The following is a 20,622-nucleotide window of genomic DNA, read 5'->3' on the forward strand; positions in this document are numbered from 1 at the left end:
GAATGAGTCTTTCCAAAATTGACCTTCTTAATAAAAAGTTCTCCAAATCATTTTTCGGGTATTCGAAAAGCGAAGTGGACCAGCTTATGGTGGAGCTTGCCGAGGTTCTCGGAGCTTCTGCTGACGAGAAAAAGCAGCTTCTTAAAAAAGTGGGCCGACGCGACAATACAATAGCGGAATTTCGCCAGCGTGAGGAAACGTTGCGCGATACCCTGATGACTACTCAGAAAATGGTTGATGATCTTAAGGCCACCGCAAGAAAGGAAGCTGAAGTTATCATAAACGAGGCTCACTCAAGGGCGGAGGGGATATTGCAGCAGGCTCATAACAGGCTGGCGCAGATCCATGAAGACATCAACGAACTTAAGCGGCAGAGAACAAGATTTGAGGTCGAGCTGAAAGCGTTGCTTGAATCCCACCTCAAAACTCTTGAGATCGGTGATCCCGAGCTTGAGAAAGTTGAAGCAATAGAATCTAAACTTAAATTCTTTAAAAAAGCCAAGTGACCGAAGTTATAACAGAACTCCCCTCTTACATCCGGCCCTGCGGAAACCATTCATGGAAGGTTTCCGTATGGGTGCAGCCTGGTGCCAAAAATGAAGGTGTCACCGGGGAGTATCAGGACAGCGTTCGCGTCAGAATAAACGCACCAGCTGTTGATAACAAGGCCAACAAGGCTCTTGCCAAGTTTATCGCAGCCCGTCTGGGCATCAAATCACGCAATATTTCCATTGCATCCGGACAGACCAACCGTAAAAAGGTTTTACTGGTTGAGTCCGATGTTGAACCGCGCTGGAACGGAATAATTCCTGACGGCGCTTGAATTGCAACCCTTTGTAAAGGAGTTTCAAATGGAACAGAGAGACATTGAAAGAATCGAGCAGCTAGCAGCACAGGACAGCCAGGTCAATGCCCTATGGACTCAGCATAATGAATACAAGAAACTCATCGCGAAAATGGAATCCAAATCTTACCTGAGTGAGACTGAATCTCAGGAAGTTAAAGAACTTAAAAAGAAGAAACTGGCTGGAAAGACTAAGCTGCAGGCTTTGCTCGATCAGCGTAACTAGAAGGGAGAGTAGTTATGGAGCTCACCGGAGCTCAGATATTTCTTGAATGTCTGAAAAAGGAGGGTGTTGACGTCGTATTCGGGTTTCCGGGAGGAGCCGTTATCGATATCTACGACGAACTGCCCAATTATCCGCTCAAGCACATATTGGTAAGGCACGAACAGGGTGCAATCCACGCTGCGGACGGTTATGCGCGTGCTACAGGCGATGCAGGAGTCTGCCTCGTGACTTCAGGTCCCGGGGCTACCAACACGGTAACCGGCATAGCAACAGCGTATATGGATTCAATCCCGGTGGTTATTTTCACCGGGCAGGTTCCCACTCCTCTGATTGGAAACGATGCTTTTCAGGAAGTGGACATTGTGGGAATTACCCGACCTTGTACCAAGCATAATTATCTGGTCAAGGACATCAAGGATCTCGCTTACACCATCCGGCAGGCATTTTATCTCGCCCGTTCCGGAAGACCCGGCCCGGTTCTTGTAGACCTTCCCAAAGACATTATGCAGCAGAAATTCGAGTTTGAGTGGCCTGAAGATGTGTCGCTTCGAAGCTATAACCCCAACCTCAAGCCGCATGCGCGACAGATTAAAAAAGTCGCAAAATTGATCGAAGAGGCAGAAAGGCCCTTGATTTATGCCGGCGGAGGAGTTATCAGCTCTGGAGCTGAGGATGATTTGACCTGGCTTGCCAGGAGCCTGAACATTCCGGTGACCGCTACTCTGATGGGGCTGGGCGCCTTTCCCGGAACTGACCCGCTTTGGCTGGGGATGCTCGGGATGCATGGCACCTATGCCGCAAACATGGCCATAAATAACGCGGACCTCGTCCTGGCTATCGGGGCGAGGTTCGATGACCGTGTGACTGGTAAAGTCAGCACGTTTGCCCCTAAAGCCACTCTTGTTCACATCGATATTGACCCCACTTCAATTCAAAAGAACGTAGCCGTACATGTGCCGCTGGTTGCCGACTGCAAAAGCGCACTTTCAGCATTAAAGAGTGAAATGGAACCAAAGACTGGCGAGATCGACTGGGAAGTCGCTCATGCCGTGTGGGTCCGTCAGGTTCAGGAATGGTCCGAAACTCATCCTCTGCGTTATAAAAAAAGCGATAACAATCATATCAAACCGCAGTTTGTCGTGGAGAAAGTCTACGAAATCAGCAACGGAGATGCGATTATCGCCACTGAAGTCGGACAGAACCAGATGTGGGCTGCCCAATTTTACAAGTTCAAAAGCTCCAAGACATTCCTTTCATCAGGCGGATTGGGAACTATGGGATACGGATTTCCCGCAGCCATAGGTGCTCAGATGGCCTTCCCGGATAAATTGGTTGTTAATATTGCCGGAGACGGTTCGATTCAGATGAATATTCAGGAAATGATGACAGCCGTCTGCAACAACCTGCCTGTTAAAATCGTTATTCTTAACAATGGTTATCTTGGTATGGTCCGCCAGTGGCAGGAGCTTTTTTACAACCGGAACTACTGTGAAACCTGCATGGATGCGCAGCCTGATTTTGTAAAGCTGGCTGAAGCGTTCGGGGCTGCCGGTTTCAGGGTTACCGAGGAAAAGGATGTCGAACCTGTGCTCCGGGAGGCCTTTGCTCTCGACAAGCCTTGCATAATCGATGTCCGTGTTGATCCGGAAGAGAACGTGTATCCTATGGTTCCTGCCGGTGCTTCGTTAACCGAGATGCTGCTCGTTTAGGGGGATGTAATGAGACATACATTATCCATCACAGTGGAAAACGAGCCCGGGGTTCTCTCCAGAGTTGCAGGATTGTTCAGTGGACGGGGATTTAATATTGAGTCCTTGAATGTTGCTCCCACCCTTGAGGAGGGCGTATCCCACATGACCATCACAACTGTCGGAGATGAGCAGATTGTGGAGCAGATTGTTAAGCAGCTCCGCAAGCTTGTTACTGTCATCAAGGTTGTTGATCTCGTTGAGCACAATTCTGTTGAGCGGGAAATGGCTTTGATCAAGATAAATGCTGAAGATGCCAAGCGTGCAGAAATACTAAGGATTGTAGATATTTTTCGCTGCAAGGTAGTTGATGTAAGCGTGGATGAACTGTCTATCGAGGTTACCGGTGACCACGGCAAGATTGAAGCTCTGATCAATCTGATGTCAAGATTCGGCATCAAGGAAATCCACCGCACCGGAACCGTCGCCATGAAGAGAGCCCTCCAAGGGTAATTGAATTTCGAACAAAATCGGCACAGCATTTAACCGGATGGCCTTTTTCAAGGATGGGCCAGCCAGTTTACTGCACTTATGTTTCGTGTCCGAGCCAAAGATAAAAATCAGGAGAAAGCAATGAAAGTTTATTATGAAAATGACGCTGATCTGGGTCTGCTCAAAGACAAGACTGTAGCGATCATCGGTTACGGTAGCCAGGGCCATGCCCACGCACAGAACCTTCGCGATTCCGGTATCAAGGTTGTTATCGGCCAGCGTCCCGGCGGTCCCAACTACGAGCTTGCCAAGGAACACGGCTTCGAGCCCGTAAGTGCTGCTGAAGCTGCTGCACAGGCAGACCTCATTATGATTCTTCTTCCCGATCAGGTTCAGGCTGATGTCTACAAAAATGACATCGCCCCCAACCTCAAGCCCGGCAATATTCTTGCTTTCGGACACGGTTTCAACATTCATTTTGAGCAGATTGTGCCCACTCCTGATGTTGACGTCATCATGGCTGCACCCAAGGGCCCCGGCCATCTCGTTCGCCGTACCTACACTGAAGGTGGAGCTGTTCCGGCAATCATCGCTGTTCACCAGAATGCATCCGGTAAAGCTTTTGATATCGCTCTTGCTTACGCCAAAGGTATCGGCGCAACCCGTTCAGGTGTATTGGAAACCACTTTCCGCGAAGAAACTGAAACGGACCTTTTCGGTGAGCAGGCAGTTCTCTGCGGAGGTCTTTCCGAACTGATCAAAGCCGGTTTTGAAACTTTGGTTGAAGCAGGCTACAGACCTGAAATCGCATATTTCGAGTGCCTGCACGAGTGCAAGCTGATCATCGACCTCATCTACGAAGGTGGTCTCGCCAAAATGCGTGATTCCATTTCCGATACTGCTGAGTACGGTGATCTTACCCGCGGTCCCCGTGTTATCAACGAGGAAAGCCGTAAGGAAATGAAGAAGATTCTCAAGGAAATCCAGCAGGGTGAGTTCGCAAGGGAATTCATCGCTGAGAACATGACCGGCAAGGCCCACTTCAGTGCTATGCGTCGTATCGGCAAAGAGCACCAGATTGAGCAGGTCGGTGGCGAACTCCGTAAAATGATGAGCTGGCTGAAAAAATAGCAGGACTCTTATAATATTTAATAGGCCCACGTAAAAAAAGGTGATTTTTTAATAATCTTTTTTTTGTGGGCCTATTGCTCTTTTCTCTATAATGAGGTAAGGGCGTAGTTAGGAAACCGGATTTCAGCCGAATATCATAGGTTGTCTTTATGGGTATTTAGTTGAATGGTCTATAATCGGGTTCGAAACTGTTAGATAGGCCAAAGTGTGGTGACGAATTTTATGATTCGGGCCGGCTGTCTGGGTTGTTTTAAGTATTAACGTTTTATGGAGTTTTTGGAATGTCGAAGAACATTTACGTGGGTAATCTTCCCTGGAGCTCATCTGAGGAAGATGTAAGGGCAGCTTTTGAAGAGTTTGGTGAAGTTATTTCTGTTAAACTCATCAACGATCGTGAAACAGGCCGCCCCCGTGGATTCGGTTTTGTTGAAATGGAAGATGAGGGCGCTGTTCAGGCTATTGAAAACCTTGATGGCAGTGTATTCGGTGGCCGCAATCTCAAAGTAAACGAAGCTCGTCCCCGCGAACCACGTCCCAGACGCTGGTAATTTGTCACGATTTGGTATAAAGCCCTCTTGGGCTAGTGAGGACGAAGGGTTCTCACTTAAACCATATTGTACCTAAAGACAGTCTTGATTTTTTCCGGATTCCGGGAATAATCGAAAGTTGAGCCCGCTGTCGCATATGCGTAAGCGGGCTTTTTCCTGCACTATATTTAAAAGGTTACGAGGATAAGTTTTGGCTAAAGAAGAAGGCATTTCAGTAAACGGTACCGTGGAAGAAGCTCTCCCTAACGCAATGTTCCGTGTGGAGCTTGAGAACGGTCATGAGGTTCTGGCTCATATATCAGGCAAGATGCGTAAATTCCGCATCAGAGTAATGCCCGGTGATAAAGTCACTGTTGAGCTGTCCCCTTATGATCTTACTCGCGGAAGAATTACTTACCGCCCCCGGTAGTAAACACTTCTCGACATTTCACGATATTCCATTAAATGGAATACCCCCATGCGGGGTCGGTGGCTTTTGATCGACCCCGTGGGATGGTGGTAGCTGATTTATTTTAATCTTTTATTGTTTCGCTTCTGGCGGACAGAATTTTTGCGGCCTGTCGGCGTTTTTGATGTCGACTATAGGTGTGCCGTCAATAACTTCCAGCGGATGTACTTTCAGCCGCGTTCCATCAATTTCAAGCAGTTTCACCGGATGCAATCCTATTGGATTGGGTCTGTCTGGAGAGCGGGTGGAGAATACTCCCCGCTTGGGTCTGGAGTGATCTCCACGAGGGTGAACTCTCATGCAGGTGCGGTCACTTTCGTGCAGCCATGAAAGCAGTATGATATCGCAGCCGGGTTCAAGTCCTTCCATCGCCGCTGCATATTCTCTCTTTACTTCCACAATAGCTTCAATATCGCCTTCGCTGCCCTGTTTCGGGGCTTCTTCACGGGTTTTAATTGAAGAACTGACGTAGCCTATAATATCAAGATTTGTATCCATTTCTCCTCCAGAGCTTCTTCACTCATGTTCCTGATAACGCAGACGGGGATTTAATTCACTGGCTGAATGGCGCTAAATTCAAATACCGTTAAGCTCCCAAAAAATGAAATTCTGGGTGAGCTTGAGGGATCTTTATTGGCTGAGAAGCCTTTTAATTTATTTAGTATGCCTGATAGCACAGAATTTATATTTCTGGCTAATGAATTTCCCTATTTTGAGAAATGGTCAAATCCGCTATTTGTGAATTCTATGCCATTAAGAAGGGTTACCGGGTGGTCGGTAATAGTACCGATTGCCGTAAGTCCGGGGAGATGACGGGAGAGCTCTTTGAATCCATCTGGAGCTGCCGCACCCAAAAGGGCGTAGTCTTCTCCGCCTTGAAATGCATGTTCGGCAGGAGCTATCCCTTTTTTTTCAGCGTAGGTTGTGATTTCAGAGTGGAGAGAGTCTTCCTGAAGAATTATATCAGCTCCTACTGGCCCGGCACAGCAGTCGAGAAAACGGGGCAGGTCTTTGGCGAGTCCATCAGAAAGATCCATGAGGCCACGGACGTGAGGTGAGGATGCAAGCTTGAGCCCTGCTTCAACCCGCATGGGAGGCCGCAGGTGAGCTTTGACACTTTCAGGGTAAGCGGCTGCTGCCTGTGGCCCCATCTCTTCGAGAGCTAACAATCCAGTCCGCGCAAGCCCTGCAGGACCCTGAAGAAAAAGAATATCTCCGGGGGAGGCATTACCGCGGGAAAGAAAGCTGCCTTTCTGTGCAGGTTCTCCCCAAACCGTAACGGAAATTCCCAGATATTGACCACCGGACAGATCTCCTCCGGCGAGAATCAAGCCATTTTCCTGGGCAAGAAAAGACATGGACTGAAAAAACGGGTCCCAGAATTCTACCTCCAAGTCTGCAGGAATGATCAGGCCGAGGGCGAATCCCATCGGTTGCCCGCCCATGGCCGCAATATCACTTATATTTACCGCCAGAGACTTGTAGCCGATATCTGCGGGAGAGAAGTATGAACGTCTGAAGTGGACATCTTCCAGAAATAAATCTTTGCTTATGCATAAATCTTTTCGTGTACGCAGGATAGAACAGTCATCACCACGTCCAAGGGTTACATGCCCGTTTTCAGACGGGAAGTATTTATCAATAAGAGCAAGAAAATCCTGTTCGGATGAAAATCTGGTCATAGTTTTTGATCTAGTCCTGTAAGTGAAAGAACAATTTGAAAAATTTTATACTAATAGGGAGTGCAAAGGGTTTATCTATTAAATCGTCAATCGCCGTAAAGGTCGGGCAGGATGTTTTTTTCTTAAGTCTACGGTATTATGGATTCCTGAAAGATTGAGCTCTAAACCGCAGTTCTCCTCAAATATATAATGCTGTAGGCTCCACCGGGGAGTTGGCCTGCCGGCTAAAGCAACTCAACGAAGTCTTCGACGATAACCTTGAATCCGAATCCCGGAAAGTTGATCTTTAATTTGTTTGGCTCAATGCGTTCTACAATCTTACCACGTCCGAAAATTTTATGCTTGCAATGTCCAAGTTTAATATTTGCGGATTTAGGTTTGGGCGCTGAGCCTGCATCTGCTGCACTGGACCTGTAAGCCGGCGGTGGAACGGGATTGTTTTTTTTCTTGGTCAATCCGCCGGAATAGGACTCCTGAAGCTCGTCAAAAAGAACGGTATCCAATTCACGCACAAATGGACTGGGCACTGCGGGTTCGGAAAAATCAGTATTCTTGCGGTTGATGGAAGCCGGAGCGGACATAATAAGTTCTTGCTTAGCCCGGGTGCAGGCCACGTAGAGCAGGCGTCGTTCTTCCTCGTACTCAAGAGGCTTCTGCATGGACTTGCGGGATGGAAACCGGTCTTCAACCAGATCAAGCAGAATTACGGCATCCCATTCAAGACCTTTGGCGGAATGAATAGTGGAAAGAGTTACAACATTTTCTTTCTTTTCCTCTTCGCTGTGCTGATCCGGATCAAGACACAGGTCGGCAAGAAATGTTTCAACTTCATCGTAGTTGGCCGCAATCTGAGCAAGCTGCTCAATACCGGCTTCTCTGCGCGGGTAATCGTCCGGGTACTGGGCAACCAGCAGGGGTTTGTAAAGTGGTACAATTACTTCAAGGCAGGTGGCGGGAGAGGAATTTTTTTTACGCAACCCATCAAGGTCAGTCAGGATTTCCTGCAGCAGGGCATACTTCTTGGTGTACTTGCCCAGCGCTTTGCTGTCTGCTTCAATGACTGCGTTGGCTATTTTTGTAGCGGTTTTGGGGCCAACACCTTTGATGTGTCCTAATGTGCGCTGCCAGGCGATGATGTCCGCCGGGTTGCTTACAAGGCGCATGAAAGCCAATACATCCTTGATGTGTGCGGCTTCGTTGAATTTCAAGCCTCCGTATTTCTTGAATCCCACGCCCAGTCTTTTTAAAGCCACTTCAAGACCGTAACTCTGGTAGCCGGCACGGAAGAGTACCGCCACTTCTTCCGGGCCAAATTTTTTCTGCAATTCTATGATCTTGTCCAGAACCCGGTTGGACTGGCTGAAGTCACTGAGAGGAACCATGAGTTGCGGTTTGTTGCCCCATGTGCGTTCGGTAAAAAGTTTTTTGTCAAACTTGGTTGCCGCACCATCCAGAATTGCATTTGTCAGGTCCAGAATGGGCTGGGTAGAACGGTAGTTCTGTTCAAGCCGGACAATTTTAACGTCTTCAAAGATTTCAGGAAATTTAAGAATATTGGTTACGTCCGCGCCACGAAAGGAATAAATGGACTGGGCATCATCGCCAACGGCCATGACATTTCCTTTCTCTCCCGCCAGCAGTTTGACGATGCGTGCCTGCACAAGGTTGGTGTCCTGATATTCGTCCACCATGATATACTGGTAACGGCTGCGCATGGAGTTGCGCAGGAATTTATCATTTTCCAGCAGTTCTTCCAGATAGAATAGCAGGTCGTCATAGTCCATCAGGCCGTGCTGCTTTTTATATACAGCGTAAGCCTTGGCTATTTCTTCCATTTCCTGAGCATAAGTACCGAGGTGGTAGGCTTCTGTGTTGACAAGGGTGTCGATGGAAATTTCTTTGTTGCGTGACTTGGTAATCATGTCCAGCAGTGTGGATTTTTTAGGATATGATCTATCCTTTTTACCAAAGCCGAGGTTGTCTTTTACTTCTTTGACAGCTCCCTCAGAGTCACTGCGGTCCATGAGATTGAAACCGTTGGGGAAACCTATTTCCGCAGCATTCTGACGCAGTACATAAAACGCAAAGGCATGAAATGTTCCGCCCTGAGTACCGTGAAGCGGCCGGCCAAGGATATGCTCAGTACGTTGCAGCATTTCCTGCGCAGCCTTGCGGGTAAAGGTCATCAAGAGGATGGATTCGGGCGGTATTCCCTGCTCAACAAGCCATGCCAGGCGGTAAACGATGGTGCGGGTTTTGCCGCTGCCTGCACCGGCAATAACCAGTACAGGACCCTGCGGGTGTGTTGCTGCCTCAAACTGAGCAGGATTTAATTCTTTCTGAAAATCTATCATGGTTATCTGATGCCTCCGGCGGCTGGAGGAGGGACACTTTTGCAATAGTTATCCTTCCCCAGACCCCATTTCTTCAAAACCTTTTCTTAGGGTTTTGCCACTGGGGACTTATATTTTTAAATTATCTCCCGCGAAAAAAAGCGGGTATGTTTTTGGGATTCTGTATATTGTCCGCATCCCCTGCGAAGCTCAATTAAAAAGCGTTTGGAGAGAGGGAATGAGGATTCTTAAATGGATGGGATTACTCCTTTGTGTTTTGTCAAAGGGGCACTTCCCCTTATGCTGTCAGGGGGAACCCATCGGGCCAGTCGCAAGCAGCTTACTCTGGCAAAGAGATGTTGAACCAGTCAAGAATCATTTGTCCGGTCTGATGTATATGCTCTATCTGCTGCCCATCGGAACTGTAGTAAAAGGCGTTGCCTCTGGTATGGGTTCCGGTTCTGCCGTGGAATCCGAAAATTTCGTTTCTGTCAAATTTAGCCTTCAAGTCAAATCCGGGTCTGGAAATGCAGATCAAGTCCGGTGGATTGCCGATGGCTTTATCACCGTAAGCCTCTTGCCCGGTCAAAACAAGGTCCATAACTTTTTCTCCGTTGAACTCAAGTTTTCTGAGTTTTTCGGCGATTCCATCCGCAATAGATTCAACCTGTTCACTGGCGACCGATCCTCGTGAGAATCGATCCGGGGTATGGATATATATTCTTCCGGGATCAAGGGCAAATGCTTTACTGGATGGGCTTATTACTGATGAATCCCATTGGTCTGCTGCAGGGCGGCTGTATTCAAGATAGCCGTTTTGAACCAGAAAAGTGTTGAGGTCCACTTCTGTTTCAAGGGCAGCAAAACCATGATCAGCAAATGATATGAGTTTTTTCTGTCCCGGCAGCGAATCGAATTTGTCAAGAACCACACCGATCGCATGATCCCATTTGACCATGAAATTTGTTGCTTTTTCGTGTAGAGGGTGATTTTCGTCCTCAAATGCGGGGTAGAAAAAATGGAACAGTCTGTCAGTTTCGGTAAAAACTATTGTGAACAGGTCCCATGCCAGATCGTTCCAAAGCAGCTCAAGGGCTTTGAGGCGGCCTTCAAGAGTCTTTTCAACCTGTTTAAAAAGGTAATCCGGATCCATTATTCCGCGTGAGGTATCTGCTTCAAGTTGGTAGCCTGAGCTCTGGAGCGGGCCGAGCAGGAAGGGAGGATAGACTGCCTTATCCATGGATTCTGCAACAAATCCTGAAACTAGCATACCCCGCAAAGGCTTAGCCGGGTAGGTGTTCGGCAGGTTTATGACTTTGCTGGTCAATCCCTTTTCCCCGATCATTTCAAAAATGGTCGGGCAGAGAACCTGTTCGAAGCTGTTAATGGAAAGCCTGTATTCTTGAGGATCAATCGAGGTAAAGCCGTAAAGCCCGTGCTTTCCCGGCTTGCGGCCCGTGAAGAATGAGGTCCAGTTCACCGGGGAAAGCTCCGGTATTTCAGCTGAAATTGAACCGCATTTTCCGGCAATGCGGCTCAGATTGGGCAGCTTTTTTGCCCACTTCAAAGCAAGAGAGGCCGGAAGTCCATCCAGCCCCAATACTACGAACCTTTTTCTTTCTTTTGAAGTGAAAAGCATCAGAAAACTATAAAACAGTAATTTCGTACTTTTTCATGAAATCAACTGGATTGTACGACTGCTTGGCCTTGCGCAGTCCGGGCTCTCCGAGATCCTGTTCGCGATTAACGAATTTTTTGTCACTTGCGTTGTTTTCGAGGAACATCTGGTTGATAGCCTGATAAACACCTTTGAAATATGTGTTCCCTTTTTCGAAATGAATAACAATGGTGTCGTCCCCAAGTGGTTCGGCAATGGTGTAGGCAATGATACGTTTGTCAATGCGCAGGGTTCCGCCGGTAAGGTTCTTTATGGTGTCCATTTCCTTCAGGACTTTGGCGATTGCCTCATTTTCGGCAACCAGAGCAGGGGAGAAGTTGTTTTCTTCCTGCCAGCGATACCATTCGAGCTGCATCTCCAGAACTTCTTCCACACAGTCCGCTGTAATTTCCCGGTATTCGAAATCGTATTTTTTCATGAACTGGCGGTATAGATTTTTCTTCTTGTGGAATTTGTTGCCACGGAGTTCAATCAGCTCCTGTACTGAATATACGTAGTCAAAATGATCACGGTTCTCTTCGATCAGCAGCTTGTCTCCGTAGATATCTTTGAGGTGCATGGCCAGTTTTTCAGGAACACGGGTGAATTTTGTCCCCGGGGTGTTCATCAGACTGCACTTGGTCCAGTCTGCGCTGAACCAGTCACCGATGGGAGCCCAGTTGATAACTTGCGGCTTGGTCTGTCTTACATGGATCAACCCTGAATCACTGCATCTTATTTCAAGACCGTAGTGATCGGTCCATCCCCAGATGTTGGCGAAAGTATAATCTGAGGTCCGCTGGGGGCAGGCCATGATAGCTTCATCAAATTTATCCTGACATTCAAGAGTGATAGCCTTGAATTCTTTATGCATGTGCAATCCTTTTATTTCTTTTTTTTATCATGCTGAATTTCTGCCAATTGCGGCAGGAGAAAGTGTAAAAAATAATACTTGCCTGCACGCCCTGTGAAATGAGCATCGCCATCCATATTCCGGTCGCAGATTCATAAACCTGATGTCCCAGATAGTATGCCAGCGGGATTCTACAGCCCCAGACGGTTACTGCGAAAATGAACAGGTTGTAAATTGTTGCTCCTGCACCGTTCAGAGCCCCGGCCATGATCATGGATGTCAGGGTGAACGGTATGGCAAGCATATTAAAATACAGATAGTTTACAGCCTCATCAAGAACAACCTGATCCGGAGCGATTATTGATGTCACCGGATAAATAACCTGCCAGAGCCCTAAAGCTATAACACTCAGGAATCCTATTGCCAGAAACAATATTCTATACCCGAATTTCTTGGCTTCGTCAGGTTTTCCATCACCAAGATAGTGACCGATAATAATTGATGCAGTCATGTTGAAAGCAAATGCTGGAAGAAAGAGTATGGATTCAATGCGAATACCAGCTGTCATTCCGGCAAGGGCAATAACATTTTCATTGGGTAGGCTGGCGGTTATGGAATAGAGCACCATGTAGCCCGAATGCCAGACCAACTGCATCAAGCCGTTGGGCCATGCAACCTTGAATAGATAAGGAAAGGCTTTCTTCATCCATTTTAATGGAGCGAGCGATTTACGGCGCAGATAACCTGACCGGTACAGTACACCAAGGTTGAAAATAGCTCCGGCTGTAATAGACCCGAAAGTAGCCCAGGCCAGCCCCCTGTACCCCATTTCCGGCATGCCCCACATGCCCATCCCAAGTCCCAAATCTCCTATCGTGTTGAGAACTGTGACAATGATCATGCTGTAAAGAGGAAGCATGACTTTCTTCTGAGCTCTGAAGACCGCATTGGTGATGATAAGCATGTAGTATATTGGAACGAGATAAAGGAACACTTCTATAAAGTACTCCATTACATAACGCATTGCGTCAGGAACCTGCAGCAGACTGAGTATGCCGTTGCGGTAAGGGAATCCGAAAACAAAAATGGATGTCCCCATTACAGCCCCAAGGATGCAGCAGAGTCCTACATAGCGTTTGGCCCGCAGAATCTTCCCGGCTCCTATTGACTGACTGATAGCAGCGACTGAGCCGTTTGCCGTTGCCACGGCAATAACCAGAAAGAAAAAAAGCGACTGGCTTATCATTCCCATGGATGCCTGTATCTCGCGCCCCAGTTTGGACGCGACCCACACATCCACAAGACCGATCATCAAATGGAAAATCATCATCAATATCTGCGGCCATGACAGGTTCCATATTGTCCTGTATGGGGAGTTGGTCATGTCATCGGTGCTAATATTCATAGTAGTGATAATTCTCCAGATTGATAAAAAAGCTGATATTAAGCGTATTTTAAATTAAAACTATATGTGATCAGAGTAAAGTCTGATTTCATGCAGGGGCTTTAAGTTAATTACAGTTTTGATAAATGCAAGGGTTGTTTTCAGTTATGCCGATTTATGTTAAGTGAAACATACAATTTGCATGATAATTAGTATTAGGAGGATATGGAATGTCGGGTGATGATGAATTCTGCCCTAGAGTGAGATTAAACCTCTGGCTGGAAACAGAGGAGGGTATGCTGTTCGGGCTAGGCAGGGCGCAGCTTCTTGAACAGATAGAAAAACAGGGCTCGTTGAATAAGGCGGCAAAAGCACTCGGCATGTCATACAGGGCGGCCTGGGGAAGATTGAAGAATACTGAGGATGTATTAGGAGATTCCCTTGTGCTGAAGACCCGTGGCCGTAAAGGCTGCAGTCTGACTCCGCTGGGAGAGAGAGTTCTTGAGGATTACCGGCAGTGGGCACAGGAAGTGGAAAATTTTGCCGTTATGACAGCCCGTAAATCATTCCCCTGGAATATCAACTCATTTGAAGAAGATATGGAGCGGATCAAGAACAGAAAGGAAGAAAATTCTGAAAGATGATTTGAATTTTTCAGCTTATTTTCAAACCTGAATTCAGGTAAATAAAAAAGGGGAAGACGATCGTCTTCCCCGAAATGTTTCAGCTAATGCCGGGATTACTTGCTTCCGCAGCCCTTGCATGGAGGCATAGAGTATCCGCCTTTTCCTTTGGGGATACCGTGGGGTCTTACATTGCCCATGGAAACGAGCTTTTCGCAGTCCTTGTTGCCGCATTCCGGACAATCAGCTTTGGCTTCCTTGCCGGGCATAATTAATTCGTCAAAATCCTTACCGCATTTTGAACATTTGAATTCGTAAATAGGCATCTGTTTCTCCTGTTCTGTCTTGTAATATTTATGAGGAGACGTACTCCTTATTGTTCAAGACCTAGGCGTAAGGAAAAACAGCGCGCTTATCAAGAAAAAATAATACCGGAAGATTCAAGGATGTACGCGCTGCCTTCGGATTTCATCCAGTGCAGTAGAACATCCTTTTCACACCCTGATTGAGCAGTCGGTTTTGCTGTGTTTTGATTGGCAATGAAATTAAATTGATCTTGAAAGAAGGGTCCCGCCGCCCATCATCCCAAGCTGGGAGAAGAATCCGCCGACCTGATTATGGACCTGTTTTGCCTGCATGTCCTGCTGTTCCTGAATTCTTGCCGCTTTTTCAAGTAATGTATCAATATTTTTATTAAGTTCAGCTAGCTTATCCTGCTCTGTATCGGTCAGTTCTCTTTCTTTTGCTGTGTCCTTGAGCTGCTGTACTTCTTCGTCCATAGTGTAGAAAAGATTCTTTTCAGTGTTGCTCAGTCCATGGGTAACGAGGTTGCCGACGATTTTTTCCATCTCGGTAATGATTGCGTCAGCTTTTTCTTCCTCTTCCGGGGTGAGGTCCTTCTTGAGGGTTCCCATTATTTCATCCATGCGCTTGTTCAATTCATCTGCTTTGAGTTGTTCTTCCTTGGTGAGTTCTTTAGGTCCCTCAATACCGAACAGTTCTTTTAATTCATCTTGAATAGATGATTCTTTTTTCTTTTCCGCAGCGGTAAGGGTCTTTCCTTCAGGATAGTAGAGCTTTTTCAGTTCCCACTTGAGGCTTTCGGCGCGCCTCAGCTCAGCTCCCTGAGGTTCTTTGGTGGGCAGAATATTATATAGCTCGTCAAGTTCCTTCTGGATTTTGTCCAGTTCTTCTTTTTCCGCCTGAGTCAGTTCCTTGGGTTCGCCACTGATCCCGTAAAGCTCATCAAGCTCTTTCTTAAGAGAAGCTAATTTTTTTTCCTGTTCTTCACGCACAGATGAATCTTCGACACCATAGATACCGTTGAGCTGTGAATAGTAAGAGTTGACCTGCTGCTGTTCATCCGAGGTAAGGCCAAAGCTCATGCTCGCAAACTGCATTTGGAGCTGTCGACGAATCTGCGAGGATGTCATATTGCTGGAAATATTAGGTTTCTGAGAAGCAGAGGGGCTGTTTGCGATATTGGTGAAGTAGCTCCCCGCTGTGCTTCCACCGCTTAAAATTGAACTGGTGTACATTTCCACTCCTTAAGTAACTGCTAAGAAATCTTTTCCGCTTTTAAATTTATCTTAAGATTATGCATGATGTATGCCGCAGTGTTGTTGTTAGGTTGTGAATCAGGGGAGGTTATGTATGTACGATCTTTTTTCGGGCAGAGGTCGTGTAAGTATAGTTGGAAAACCTTCGCGATTGAATTTAAATTCAATTTTAAGCTTGTGAATATTGCGGATTTTGTCCTTTTATGAGATTCACCTAATGAATTCTGGGTGAGGATTATTTTTTTAAACAAGTTTATTTTCTTGATTTGAAATGGTCCTTGACGTATGTTGAGATCCGTTTTTAACACGATCATTTAGGAGGTTTAACTAATGAGCGCAGCAACTGAAAAGGTGCACCAGATGGATGATTATCAGAACAAATCCGAAGTAGAAGCAATGGGTGATGAAATCGCAGCAAACGTTGGCGATACCGCACAGAGAGACATGGGCAAAGTGGCAATGCTCATCTCCATCATGGTTTCCGTACTTCTCGTAGTTTTTTTCTACGGTCTTAACCAGAACCTTAGCAGCCTCACTTCTGAAGTTAAAGATCTGCAGTCCGTACGCGGCGAAGTTGCAGACCTTAATGCACAGATGGAAGTTGTAGACGGCAGACTGGTGGAACTTGAAAAGCTTCCCCTTAAGACCAGACATATTATCATGGACGGCATTATCGAAGAAATGAACCAGAAAGCAGCATACGTTGGTGCTCAGCTCAGTGAAGAAGAGCAGGCCAAACTTGCAAAGGTTCAGGAGCTCCTCAAGGACGTTCAGTCCGGCCTCCAGAAATAATAGCTTTGATTTTTCAAAGTTTAAGGCGCAGCGGTTAACCGCTGCGCCTTTTTTAATGCTCTTTAGAATATCAATTCAATTGGGATGGTGTATTTGGCCGGACGAACTTGAATAACTGTCAAAATCATATAAAGTTTCAAAACCAGTAACTTGTAATGTCTCTGTCTTTTGCTCAGGGATTACTATCGGGGCTTAACAGAAGCGGGGACAACAATTTGAAATTAGCGATGGCAACAGTACTCTCGATAGTACAGGATCAAAGGCGTCATGTGCCAAGACCCGGGTTCTCAGGGTAAGTGTAGCTATTCGACTTTTTCTCCCACCCGGGCCGTGACTACATCTTCCAGCGGAACGTCCCGGTCATAGCAGATAAGCCCGCAGCGCAGGCATCTTGATGTTTCTCGCAGGAGATCATCCTCACAAAGGCATCCTTCAACTTCATTAAAAGTGCTGACACGTTCCTTGCCTTCACATAGGTGGGGCATTTTATTACGTTCCTTCTGCTTGCAGCCGTCAACATCCTTGAAAAGGGTATAGGGGATCAGGTCCCGCATGATGTTGTCAGCAACAGGAATGCTCTCAGTTGTGAGCATGTGATGGATAGATCTGGCTGCTCTCCGTCCTGCTCCAACTGCGGAAATGACGAGGTCGGGTCCGGAGAAAGCATCACCTCCGGCAAATATATAAGGGATGGAAGTCTGCAGGGTCTCAGGGTCTGCATTGATTGTGCGCCAGCGGGTGAAGTCTATCTGGCACTGTTCTTCCCCTTCGGTATAAAAACAGGTCAGCTCAGGCTTCTGCCCGATTGCCGAAATGATTGTATCCACAGGGTATCTAGTCTCGGAACCTTTTACGGGAACCGGGCGTCTCCGTCCTGATTCATCCGGTTCACCAAGTTCCATTTTTACACATTCAAGGTGTGTTGCCTTCCCCTGATGATCCATAATAATTTTAGTAGGAGCGGAAAGAAATACAAATTTGACTCCTTCGTCAGCAGCTGCATCAATTTCTTCCGTATTTGCAGGCATTTCGTTCCGTGTCCGCCGGTAAAGCATTGTAACCTCACACCCTAAACGGATGCTTGTCCGTGCCGCGTCAATAGCAGTGTTTCCGCCTCCGACCACGATTACTCTGGGGCCGACATTGGGGATCTGTCCAAGACCTACAGCAGTGAGAAACTCAGTTCCGGGGATAACACCTTGAGCGTCTTCTCCATCAATCCTAAGTGATCCGCTGTCCCATGCTCCTATACCCATGAAATAGGCCTCGAACCCTTCTTTTTCCATTTCTTCTATTGTCAGGTTGGCACCGAATTTCTGGTTATAACGGACTTCTATCCCCAGATTCAAAATCCCTTGTATTTCCCAGTCCAGATCTTTCTTGGGAAGGCGGTATTCGGGAATTCCGTAGCGAAGCTGTCCGCCAAGTGCCGGCATTGCCTCAAAAATAGTAGGGCTGTGACCAAGACGGCGAAGGAAGTTAGCGCATGAAAGTCCTGCTGGCCCGCCGCCTATGATAGCTACTTTGCGTCCTGTGTCGTTGGCACAGGGTATTTCCAGCCGCAGGTCGTTTTTCATTTCCCAGTCAGCAACAAAACGTTTTATCATGTTGATGCCGACCGGCTTGTCCACATGGATGCGGCGGCAGACATCTTCACAGGGCCTAGGGCATACCCGGCCGCAGACCAGCAGCAGCGGGTTACGCTCCCGTATGATATTCACGGCAGCGGCGTAGTCACCGTTGTTGGCGGCTTCGATGTAGCGGGGGATATTGATTTGTCCCGGGCATTTCTGCTGGCATGGAGCAAGGCAGTCATTCACTTCTTCCATGTGAATGAGTTTTGAGGTCATGGACACAATGGAAAGAACATCACGGGGACATGCCTCAACACATTTACGGCAGGCCCGGCAGGCCAGCGGGTCCACAATGGGCAGTCCTTCCGGCCCCATATCAATTGCATCAAAGGGACAGACTGCTACGCAGGTTCCTAAGCCAAGACAGCCCTCAGGACAGGTCTTGCTCCCGTCATAAAGCAAAGCCTGAGCGCGGCAGTCTCCGGCACCCTCGTAATTGAAAAGTTCTTCGGCCCGTTCTCCTCCGGTGCAGTCGCGGAAGGCCAGCTCCGGTTCCATGTCCAGAACTTCGATCCCCATAACCTTTCCCACGGCCTGGGCCGTTTCAATACCACCGATGACACAGACATTTGCTCCGGATTTGCCTTCCACAACAGCATTGGCAGCTCCGGCGCAACCGGCATATCCGCATCCGCCGCAGTTGACTCCCGGTAGAACTCCTTCCACTTGAGCAATGCGGGGGTCTTCTTTTACATGCAGGATTCTGGAAGCCACAGCCAGAATTGTAGCGGCGGTGAATCCGAGGCCCATAAGAACAAGCAGTGATGAAAGTATCATTAGTTAACCTGCCATATTAAGAGATCATGCCTTTGAAAGCGAAGAATGCCAGAGACATCAGTCCCGCCATAACAAGGGCAATGGGAGTGCCTTTCATGGCGTTCGGTACTCTTGAGACTTCAATCCGTTCGCGTATGGAGGAAAGCACCACCAGCGCCAGCATGAAACCCAGCCCCGAAGCGAAAGAAAAGGCCACAGTTTTTACGAAGGTAAACTCTTCTCGCTGGCAGATAATGGCAATACCCATCACCGCGCAGTTTGTAGTGATGAGAGGGAGAAAAATCCCCAGAGCCTTGTAAAGGGGAGGCACTGCCTTTTTCAGGAACATTTCAACAAACTGCACCAGTGAAGCGATAACCAGAATGAAGGTCAGTGTCTGCAGATAGGCAAGTCCCATGGGGTCCAGTAGAAATTTCTGCACGGCCCAGGTAATTGAGGCAGCCATCGTTGCAACAAATACAACCGCACCGCCCATTCCGACAGCCACTGATATCTTTTTGGAAGTGCCGATGAAAGGGCAGTTGCCAAGGTATTGAGCCAGAACAATGTTGTTCACGAAAATGGCTGATATAAAAAGGAGAAAATATTCTTTCATTTTAGTCTCCGGATTTTCTGCTGACGGACTCGTCCGGGCGTGTAGCCCTCTGAGGAGTCTTATCGGTGCAGAATATCATCAATTTAACGGCTCTATCTGCCGCACATGCCACAGGTCCGGCATTCGTGTGTGGGGTTATCAAGTGCTTTCTTGCCTTTGCGTTTACGGTCCCAACTGGTGAAGGCGTTCATTGCTGAAAGTAAAATACCCAGACACACAAATGCTCCGGGAGCTTCAACCATGAATGAGAATGGTTTGTAATCCAGAGGCATTATCTGGTTACCGAAAAAGGTCCCATAACCGAAAACTTCCCGCAGGCCGCCCAGCAATGTGAGTGAAGCGGTGAAACCTATCCCCATGCCAAGTCCATCTGCAGCCGCAAGCAGCACTCCGTTTTTTGACGCGAAGGCTTCAGCCCTTCCCAGAATAATACAGTTTACCACAATAAGGGGTACGAAAATTCCCAGTTGCTGATACAATGGGTAAGCAAAAGCCTGCATAAGCAGTTCGACTGCCACAACAAGCGATGCGGCAATAACAATGAAGCAGGCGATTCTGACTTTCGGGGGGATTATTTTACGAAACATCGAGACAAGAATGTTGGACATGGTAAGCACGAAGATAACAGCCATGCCCATTCCGAATCCGTTGTCAGCTGTCTTGGTTACCGCAAGCACCGGGCAAAGCCCCAGTACAACTTTGAACGGTGGCAGGTCAGTCCATAGTCCTTTGGAGAATTCTTTCCATAATCTGCTCATCTATGACCCCTTATGACCCCTGTGCCCATGCGTTATTCAGCTGCGGCCTTATTTTGTTGAAAATATTTACAGCCTTTTTGACAGCCTCGACAGAGGCTGTAGATGAAATTGTGGCCCCGGCGATTCCTTCAATACTACCACCTTTGGAGGTCAGTTCAACTTCAAGGGGATGCTTGCGGAACTGGTTGGTAAAGCCGTGTTTAGCAACCCGTGATCCGACGCCCGGAGTCTCTTTCATCGTAGTGATTCCGATGCCGGAAAGGTTCAGGTCTTTTATATTGAATCCAACCATGACCCCCACCTCTCCGCCGTATCCTTTGGATGCTGTTTCAAGGGCCACTCCTGAAAGTCTGCCGTCCTTTATTGCAGGAAAGACTGTAATTTCCTGCCCGGTTCCCGGTATCATAAATTTTTTACGATCCTTAACCGGAGAATTTTCATAACCCTTGAGTACCTGCTCTATTGCCGGACCCTGTACATAGGTTAACACCTGTTCTTCAATGCGGTTTCCGGTAACATCTTTCAGGCTGGCAAGAGTTACACTGGACAGCCCACAGAAAAGAGTTAGCACCGCGATCATTTTTATTGCTTCATTCAT

Annotated in this window: 22 protein-coding genes; 10 read left to right on the top strand and 12 right to left on the bottom strand. The window is 47.5% G+C overall.

Annotation, left to right across the window (positions count from 1 at the left end):
* The first annotated feature begins 2 nt into the window (after positions 1 to 2).
* From ACZ5PW_RS10130 to infA, 8 genes are all read left to right on the top strand, one after another.
* Positions 3 to 506: a DivIVA domain-containing protein gene (locus ACZ5PW_RS10130; RefSeq protein WP_464552854.1), complete on the top strand. Its 504-nt coding sequence runs from the start codon at positions 3 to 5 to the stop codon at positions 504 to 506.
* Positions 503 to 823 (top strand): DUF167 domain-containing protein, encoded by a 321-nt coding sequence (locus ACZ5PW_RS10135; RefSeq protein WP_464552857.1) that lies wholly within the window; start codon positions 503 to 505, stop codon positions 821 to 823. The genes ACZ5PW_RS10130 and ACZ5PW_RS10135 overlap by 4 nt, the downstream gene beginning before the upstream one ends.
* Positions 824 to 851: 28 nt before the next feature.
* Positions 852 to 1,070 carry a DUF465 domain-containing protein gene (locus tag ACZ5PW_RS10140; protein ID WP_464552861.1) on the top strand — a complete coding sequence of 73 codons (219 nt, stop codon included), beginning with the start codon at positions 852 to 854 and terminating at the stop codon, positions 1,068 to 1,070.
* A 14-nt stretch (positions 1,071 to 1,084) separates the two neighbouring features.
* Entirely contained in the window at positions 1,085 to 2,779 is a 1,695-nt protein-coding gene (ilvB, locus tag ACZ5PW_RS10145) for a biosynthetic-type acetolactate synthase large subunit (RefSeq protein WP_464552865.1), read from the top strand.
* Between the two features lie 9 nt (positions 2,780 to 2,788).
* Positions 2,789 to 3,271: an acetolactate synthase small subunit gene (gene ilvN / locus ACZ5PW_RS10150; RefSeq protein WP_464552868.1), complete on the top strand. Its 483-nt coding sequence runs from the start codon at positions 2,789 to 2,791 to the stop codon at positions 3,269 to 3,271.
* Between the two features lie 120 nt (positions 3,272 to 3,391).
* A complete protein-coding gene (gene ilvC, locus ACZ5PW_RS10155) occupies positions 3,392 to 4,381 on the top strand; it encodes a ketol-acid reductoisomerase (RefSeq protein WP_464552871.1) in 990 nt (329 codons plus the stop codon).
* Between the two features lie 281 nt (positions 4,382 to 4,662).
* Complete coding sequence (locus ACZ5PW_RS10160; RefSeq protein WP_464552874.1) at positions 4,663 to 4,929, top strand: RNA recognition motif domain-containing protein; 267 nt, start codon at positions 4,663 to 4,665, stop codon at positions 4,927 to 4,929.
* 190 nt (positions 4,930 to 5,119) lie between these two features.
* A complete protein-coding gene (gene infA, locus ACZ5PW_RS10165; protein WP_320008717.1) occupies positions 5,120 to 5,338 on the top strand; it encodes a translation initiation factor IF-1 in 219 nt (72 codons plus the stop codon).
* A gap of 111 nt (positions 5,339 to 5,449) precedes the next feature.
* Here the strand turns inward: infA and tsaA are convergent, their stop codons facing one another.
* From tsaA to ACZ5PW_RS10195, 6 genes are all read right to left on the bottom strand, one after another.
* On the bottom strand, positions 5,450 to 5,875 hold the full coding sequence (gene tsaA / locus ACZ5PW_RS10170) for a tRNA (N6-threonylcarbamoyladenosine(37)-N6)-methyltransferase TrmO (RefSeq protein WP_464552880.1): 426 nt from the start codon (positions 5,873 to 5,875) through the stop codon (positions 5,450 to 5,452).
* A gap of 209 nt (positions 5,876 to 6,084) precedes the next feature.
* The gene (gene thiL, locus ACZ5PW_RS10175) at positions 6,085 to 7,059 is read right to left on the bottom strand and encodes a thiamine-phosphate kinase (RefSeq protein WP_464552884.1); all 975 of its coding nucleotides are present in this window, start codon (positions 7,057 to 7,059) and stop codon (positions 6,085 to 6,087) included.
* Positions 7,060 to 7,283: 224 nt separating this feature from the next.
* Entirely contained in the window at positions 7,284 to 9,413 is a 2,130-nt protein-coding gene (locus tag ACZ5PW_RS10180; RefSeq protein WP_464552886.1) for an ATP-dependent helicase, read from the bottom strand.
* A gap of 319 nt (positions 9,414 to 9,732) precedes the next feature.
* Positions 9,733 to 11,031, bottom strand: coding sequence for an alkaline phosphatase family protein (locus ACZ5PW_RS10185; RefSeq protein ID WP_464552887.1), 1,299 nt, complete (start codon positions 11,029 to 11,031; stop codon positions 9,733 to 9,735).
* Positions 11,032 to 11,038: 7 nt separating this feature from the next.
* Positions 11,039 to 11,923 carry a DUF2156 domain-containing protein gene (locus ACZ5PW_RS10190; protein WP_464552889.1) on the bottom strand — a complete coding sequence of 295 codons (885 nt, stop codon included), beginning with the start codon at positions 11,921 to 11,923 and terminating at the stop codon, positions 11,039 to 11,041.
* Entirely contained in the window at positions 11,916 to 13,307 is a 1,392-nt protein-coding gene (locus tag ACZ5PW_RS10195; RefSeq protein ID WP_464552890.1) for an MATE family efflux transporter, read from the bottom strand. Before ACZ5PW_RS10195 ends, ACZ5PW_RS10190 begins: the two co-directional genes overlap by 8 nt.
* A 209-nt stretch (positions 13,308 to 13,516) precedes the next feature.
* Between ACZ5PW_RS10195 and ACZ5PW_RS10200 the strand changes: the two genes are divergently transcribed.
* Positions 13,517 to 13,930 carry a winged helix-turn-helix domain-containing protein gene (locus ACZ5PW_RS10200; RefSeq protein ID WP_464552892.1) on the top strand — a complete coding sequence of 138 codons (414 nt, stop codon included), beginning with the start codon at positions 13,517 to 13,519 and terminating at the stop codon, positions 13,928 to 13,930.
* A gap of 95 nt (positions 13,931 to 14,025) precedes the next feature.
* Here the strand turns inward: ACZ5PW_RS10200 and ACZ5PW_RS10205 are convergent, their stop codons facing one another.
* A complete protein-coding gene (locus tag ACZ5PW_RS10205) occupies positions 14,026 to 14,235 on the bottom strand; it encodes an FmdB family zinc ribbon protein (RefSeq protein ID WP_464552896.1) in 210 nt (69 codons plus the stop codon).
* Between the two features lie 219 nt (positions 14,236 to 14,454).
* Complete coding sequence (locus ACZ5PW_RS10210) at positions 14,455 to 15,447, bottom strand: hypothetical protein (protein WP_464552899.1); 993 nt, start codon at positions 15,445 to 15,447, stop codon at positions 14,455 to 14,457.
* Positions 15,448 to 15,798: 351 nt separating this feature from the next.
* On the opposite strand from ACZ5PW_RS10210, the gene ACZ5PW_RS10215 reads away from it, so the two are divergent.
* Positions 15,799 to 16,260 carry a hypothetical protein gene (locus ACZ5PW_RS10215; protein ID WP_464552903.1) on the top strand — a complete coding sequence of 154 codons (462 nt, stop codon included), beginning with the start codon at positions 15,799 to 15,801 and terminating at the stop codon, positions 16,258 to 16,260.
* A gap of 302 nt (positions 16,261 to 16,562) precedes the next feature.
* Here ACZ5PW_RS10215 and ACZ5PW_RS10220 read toward each other — a convergent pair whose 3' ends face one another.
* The 4 genes from ACZ5PW_RS10220 to rnfG all read right to left on the bottom strand — a co-directional run bounded on the left by ACZ5PW_RS10220 (position 16,563) and on the right by rnfG (position 20,622).
* The gene (locus ACZ5PW_RS10220; protein ID WP_464552906.1) at positions 16,563 to 18,671 is read right to left on the bottom strand and encodes an FAD-dependent oxidoreductase; all 2,109 of its coding nucleotides are present in this window, start codon (positions 18,669 to 18,671) and stop codon (positions 16,563 to 16,565) included.
* 16 nt (positions 18,672 to 18,687) lie between these two features.
* On the bottom strand, positions 18,688 to 19,266 hold the full coding sequence (locus tag ACZ5PW_RS10225; protein ID WP_464552909.1) for an electron transport complex protein RnfA: 579 nt from the start codon (positions 19,264 to 19,266) through the stop codon (positions 18,688 to 18,690).
* A 92-nt stretch (positions 19,267 to 19,358) separates the two neighbouring features.
* Complete coding sequence (rsxE, locus tag ACZ5PW_RS10230) at positions 19,359 to 20,024, bottom strand: electron transport complex subunit RsxE (protein ID WP_464552912.1); 666 nt, start codon at positions 20,022 to 20,024, stop codon at positions 19,359 to 19,361.
* 10 nt (positions 20,025 to 20,034) lie between these two features.
* On the bottom strand, positions 20,035 to 20,622 hold the full coding sequence (rnfG, locus tag ACZ5PW_RS10235) for an RnfABCDGE type electron transport complex subunit G (RefSeq protein ID WP_464552914.1): 588 nt from the start codon (positions 20,620 to 20,622) through the stop codon (positions 20,035 to 20,037).

This window comes from Maridesulfovibrio salinus (assembly GCF_055394525.1).